Here is a 4,889-nt window from a genome sequence, read left to right as displayed (position 1 = left end):
CCCAGGAATACGTCGGGGTCAGTGTGTTGCCCGCTGGGGGGGGGGTCGGGCGTGCGGCGGGCCCCCCGGGGGGGGGGGGGGGGGTGCCCCCCCCCCCCCCCGCCCCGCCGCCCGCGTCACGTCCGAACGGCGGAACCGGGCCCCGGCGACCCCAGCAGGGGCGGCTGCCTCAGCGGCGCCCGGAGCGGCGGCCGCCCTCGGAGCCGGACCCGCCCGCCAGACCGGCCCGGCGCAACGCGTCCGCCATCGCCCCGCTGCCCAGCGGGGCCTGGCCGCCCGAACCGGAGCCGCCGGAGCCCATACCCGAGCCACCGCCCGAGCCCCGTCGGTCCTGGCGCGGCGGACGCGCCTGCCGGCCGCCGCGGTCGCCGCCCCGGTCACCCCGGTCACCGCGGTCGCCCCCGCGCTCCCGGCCGACCTCGTCGTCGAGGCGCAGCGTCAGCCCGATCCGCTTGCGCGGCACGTCCACCGCGGTCACCCGCACGGTGACGATGTCACCCGGCTTGACCACCTCGCGCGGGTCCTTGACGAAGTTCTTCGACAGCGCCGAGACGTGCACCAGCCCGTCCTGGTGCACGCCCACGTCGACGAAGGCCCCGAAGGCCGCCACATTGGTGACCACGCCCTCCAGCACCATGCCGACCTCCAGGTCGCCGATCTTGTCGACGCCTTCCTTGAAGGTGGCCGTGCGGAAGGCCGGGCGCGGGTCGCGGCCCGGCTTGTCCAGCTCGCCGAGGATGTCGGTCACGGTCGGGATGCCGAAGGTCTCGTCGGCGAAGTCCCCCGGCCGCAGGCCCCGCAGCGCGGTGCTGTTGCCGATCAGCTCGCGCAGCTGACCGCCGGTGCCGGCGAGGATCCGGCGCACGACCGGGTACGCCTCCGGGTGGACCCCGGAGGCGTCCAGCGGGTCGTCGCCGTCCGGGATCCGCAGGAAGCCCGCGCACTGCTCGAACGCCTTCGGACCGAGCCGGGCGACGTCCTTGAGCGCCTTGCGGGTCCGGAACGGGCCGTTGGCGTCGCGGTGCGCGACGATGTTGTCCGCGAGCGTGCCGGTGATCCCGGAGACCCGGGTGAGCAGCGGCGCGGAGGCGGTGTTGACGTCCACCCCGACCGCGTTGACGCAGTCCTCGACCACCGCGTCCAGCGAGCGGGACAGCTTCACCTCGCTGAGGTCGTGCTGGTACTGGCCGACCCCGATCGACTTGGGATCGATCTTGACCAGCTCGGCCAGCGGGTCCTGGAGGCGGCGGGCGATGGAGACCGCGCCGCGGATCGACACGTCCAGCTCGGGCAGCTCCTGGGACGCGAACGCCGAGGCCGAGTAGACCGAGGCGCCGGCCTCGCTGACCATCGCCTTGGTGAGGTTCAGCTCCGGGTGGCGCTTGATGAGGTCCTCGGCGAGCTTGTCCGTCTCGCGGGAGGCGGTGCCGTTGCCGATCGCGACCAGGTCAACGCCGTGCTTCTTCGCCAGCGCCGCCAGGGTGGCCAGCGCGGCGTCCCACTTGTTGGCGGGCTGGTGCGGGTAGATCGTGTCGTACGCGACGACCTTCCCGGTGGCGTCCACGATCGCGACCTTCACGCCCGTCCGGAACCCCGGGTCCAGGCCCATCGTGGCGCGGGTGCCCGCCGGTGCGGCGAGCAGCAGGTCGCGCAGGTTGGCGGCGAAGACGCGCACCGCCTCGTCCTCGGCCTCCTGACGGAGCCGGCCGCGCAGGTCGATGCCGAGCCGCACCAGGATGCGGGTGCGCCAGGCCCAGCGGACGGTGTCGCCGAGCCACTTGTCGGCCGGACGGCCGTGGTCGGCGATGCCGAAGCGGGCGGCGATCCGCTGCTCGTAGTCGCTCGCGCCGGGGAGGTCACCGGCCTCCTCGCCGTCGTGGGGGGAGAGTTCGAGGTCCAGCACCTCCTCCTTCTCGCCGCGCAGCATCGCCAGGATCCGGTGCGAGGGGAGCTTGGTGTACGGCTCGGCGAAGTCGAAGTAGTCGGCGAACTTGGCGCCTTCCTGCTCCTTGCCCGCACGGACGGTGGCGACCACCCGGCCCCGGGTCCACATCCGCTCGCGCAGCGAGCCCACCAGGTCGGCGTCCTCGCCGAACCGCTCGACCAGGATGGACCGGGCGCCCTCCAGCGCGGCGGCCCGGTCGGCCACCGCCTCGTTCAGATAGGCGTCCGCCACCGCCGCCGGGTCCTGCGTCGGGTCCGCGAGCAGGGTGTCGGCGAGCGGCTCCAGACCGGCCTCGCGGGCGATCTGCGCCTTCGTCCGACGCTTCGGCTTGAACGGGAGGTAGATGTCCTCCAGGCGGGCCTTGGAGTCGGCGGCGAGGATCTGCCCGCGCAGCGCCTCGTCGAGCTTGCCCTGGGACTCGATCGACTCCAGGACGGCCGTGCGCCGCTCCTCCAGCTCCCGCAGGTAGCGCAGCCGCTCCTCCAGGGTGCGCAGCTGGGTGTCGTCGAGCGAGCCGGTCGCCTCCTTGCGGTAGCGGGCCACGAACGGCACGGTCGCGCCGCCGTCGAGCAGATCGACGGCCGCCTTCACCTGCCCGCCGCGGACACCCAGCTCCTCGGCGATCTTGCGCTCGATCGCCTGCTGGGCCTGCTGGGCCACCTGTTCGTCTGGCGTGCTCACGAAACCGGTCACCTTCTCCAGAGTTGCTTTCCCCGTACCCCCGCATTCTGGCACTGACCGGCGACACCTCCCGGCCGCCCCCGGAGCGACCGGGCGTGGCGCGGGGGCGGAGTTCAGCCGTTGACGGTCGGGGAGGGGCGGCCGTCGGCGGCGATCCGGACGACGTCGGTCCGGCCCGCCGCGGCGGCACCCACCGCGCGACCGCACCGCCGGGCGCCCCCCGCAGACCCGACGTCCCCACCTGATCCTCACCGCCCCACCCCGGTGTTCGAAATACGGTGAACGGCCGTGGAGCCCGGGAGTACAGTGCCGGGCATGTGCGCTGCAGCCCGGATGCATGACGACGAACCGGACATCGACACCGCCCTGGTACGGCGGTTGCTCGCCGCCCAGTTCCCGCACTGGGCCGGGCTGCCGCTCGAACGGGTCGCCTCCTCCGGGACGGACAACGCGATGTTCCGACTCGGTCCCGAACTCGCCGTACGGCTGCCCCGGGTGGGGTGGGCGGCCGGGAGCGTCGAACGCGAGCAGCGCTGGCTGCCGAAGCTGGCACCGCACCTGCCGCTCCCCATCCCCGCCCCGCTGGCACTCGGCCGGCCCGCCGCCGGCTACCCGTGGGAGTGGTCGGTGCTGCGCTGGATCGACGGCGCCAACCCGGTGGTCGGCGCGACCACCGCGCCGATCCAACTCGCCCAGGACCTGGCCGGGTTCATCACCGCGCTGCGTGCGGTCGACCCGGCGGACGGCCCACCGGGCTCCCGGGGCGTGCCGCTGGCCTCCCGTGACGCCTCCACCCGGGCCGCCATCGGCCGACTCCGCGGATCGATCGACACGGAGGCGGCAACCACCGTGTGGGAGAAAGCACTTCGCCTCCCGGAACACTCCGGAAGACCCGCCTGGATGCACGGCGACCTCTCCCCCGGGAACCTCCTGCTCGGCAACCGACGGCTGCGCGCCGTCATCGACTTCGGCGTCATGGGCGTCGGCGACCCGACCGTGGACCAGATCGTCGCCTGGAACCTGCTCCCCGCCGCGGCCCGGCCCGCCTTCCGCGCCGCACTCGCCGCCGACGACGCCACCTGGGCCCGCGGCCGCGCCTGGGCCCTGTCCATCGCCCTGATCCAACTCCCCTACTACCGCACCACCAACCCCGCCCTGGCGGCCAACGCCCGCCACGTGATCCGCGAGGTCCTCGCCGACCGCAGCGTGTGAAGCGGCGCGCCGACGCCCGTACCGGCCAGAGTTCGGCCAGCGCCTCGTCGATCGAGTGCAGGACGGCCTTCGCCCCGGCGCCGGCGGCCAGTTCGGCGGCCTCGTCGAGCAGCGCCCGCGCATCGGCGGGGCGGCCCTCGGCGGCGGCGATGTACGCGAGACCGACCAGGTTGGCGGCCACCCCCTCGGGGAAGGCGAGTTCGCGGCGCAGCCGGGTCGACTCGTCCAGCAGGTCACGGGCGGCCGGCAGCCGGCCCGCGTGGTGCTCGGCTATGCCGAGGTGGCGCAGGGCGTAGGAGAGCGTGAGCCGGTCGCCGGTCGCCGTCGCGAGCTCGCGCGAGCGGTGGAGGGCGGGCAGCGCGGCGGCGTCGTCGCCGTCGACCACCTGGTGGTAGGTGCCGATCCAGAACTGGGCCTCGGCCTCGCCCCGCCCGTCGCCCAGGCTCCGGTAGAGGTGGGCCGCGTGCTGGAAGAGCTCCAACGGGCCGGCCTGGGGCTCGTCCGGACTCGCCCCCGGTCGGCGAGCCCGGTGTCGTACACCTCGATCCGCAGCCCGGCAGGGGCGGTGTACTCGAACCGCACGTCGATCAGCAGGTGCTCCGGCCTGCGCGGACGCAGCACGGTGTGCGCGACCAGCTCGGCGACGATCAACTCGGCCGCCTCGGCGTAGCATGCGCCGCCCGTGACGTCCGCGAGGAACCCCCGGAGCACGATCCGCGCGGCGGACGCGGAGGAGGGATGACGCGGGAGGGAGCAGAATCGGTCCCTAGGGGTGCTGTCAAGCGATTCGGGCATGACGATGCCACCTTCTGGTGCATTGGAGGGTCCGTGCGCGGGCAGGGCGCTTCGTGCACTCACTAGCGCGGGCGCCCGTTCCGTTCCACGCTTAGCATCGACGGTTCCGAATTCGGTGACGAGTGATCAGCCGGTTCCAGGGAACGTCTTGACACAGGGGGGCCTAATGGGAGCTATGGAACCGGGGAATGCTCAGTTCCATAGCCGCCAGCAGGTGAGCACTATCGGCGCCGGAACCGTTCGAGTTCTGGGTTCA

Annotated in this window: 3 protein-coding genes; 2 read left to right on the top strand and 1 reads right to left on the bottom strand. The window is 73.7% G+C overall.

Going from position 1 to position 4,889, the window contains the following annotated elements; all coding sequences use genetic code 11:
- Nucleotides 1–169: 169 nt before the first annotated feature.
- The gene (locus tag ACZ34W_RS26340) at nucleotides 170–2,626 is read right to left on the bottom strand and encodes a Tex family protein (RefSeq protein ID WP_465607563.1); all 2,457 of its coding nucleotides are present in this window, start codon (nucleotides 2,624–2,626) and stop codon (nucleotides 170–172) included.
- Nucleotides 2,627–2,941: 315 nt separating this feature from the next.
- Between ACZ34W_RS26340 and ACZ34W_RS26335 the strand changes: the two genes are divergently transcribed.
- Both ACZ34W_RS26335 and ACZ34W_RS26330 read left to right on the top strand, forming a co-directional pair.
- Nucleotides 2,942–3,838 carry an aminoglycoside phosphotransferase family protein gene (locus ACZ34W_RS26335; RefSeq protein ID WP_465607561.1) on the top strand — a complete coding sequence of 299 codons (897 nt, stop codon included), beginning with the start codon at nucleotides 2,942–2,944 and terminating at the stop codon, nucleotides 3,836–3,838.
- Between the two features lie 55 nt (nucleotides 3,839–3,893).
- The gene (locus ACZ34W_RS26330) at nucleotides 3,894–4,508 is read left to right on the top strand and encodes a hypothetical protein (RefSeq protein ID WP_465607559.1); all 615 of its coding nucleotides are present in this window, start codon (nucleotides 3,894–3,896) and stop codon (nucleotides 4,506–4,508) included.
- Nucleotides 4,509–4,889: the final 381 nt, after the last annotated feature.

Source organism: Kitasatospora sp. NPDC022856, from assembly GCF_055561235.1.
The sequence above is the reverse complement of the archived record's forward strand: the minus strand, read 5'-3'. Positions and strand labels throughout refer to the sequence as shown.